The following is a 400-nucleotide window of genomic DNA, read 5'->3' as shown; positions in this document are numbered from 1 at the left end:
TCGATGCCTTCGGCGCCGCCGGTCGAGCCGCCGGGCTCCAGCTTGTCGATCGCCGACAGGATCTTCGATTTCTCCGCCACGCGTGTCGGGGACAGCACGGTGCCGGCATTGCCGGCATAGGTGACGATCGAGACGGTATCGTCGGCCTTCAGCCTGTTGACGAGGAGCCGGAAGGCGCTCTTCAGCAGCGGCAGCTTGTCCGGCTCGTCCATCGAACCCGACACGTCGATCAGGAAGACCAGATTGGCATGCGGCGTGGTCGCCGGCGCGATGTCATAGCCCTTGATCGCCACATGCATCAATTCCGTGTCGTGGTTCCACGGGGTCGGCATCACAGTCACCGTCGCCTTGAAAGGCTGGGCGGCATTTTCAGGACCCGGCCAGTCATAGGGGAAATAAT

The 400-nt window shown here is 62.8% G+C and carries 1 protein-coding gene; it reads right to left on the bottom strand.

Annotated elements, in window-relative coordinates; genetic code table 11:
- Positions 1–400 (bottom strand): vWA domain-containing protein (locus tag AF337_RS12420; RefSeq protein ID WP_152971028.1); only part of this gene is annotated, 400 nt, incomplete at both ends.

It is taken from the genome of Rhizobium ecuadorense, assembly GCF_001187535.1.
Taxonomy (GTDB): Bacteria; Pseudomonadota; Alphaproteobacteria; order Rhizobiales; family Rhizobiaceae; genus Rhizobium; species Rhizobium ecuadorense.
Note: the sequence above shows the minus strand (reverse complement) of the source record. Positions and strands in the feature narration are given on the sequence as shown.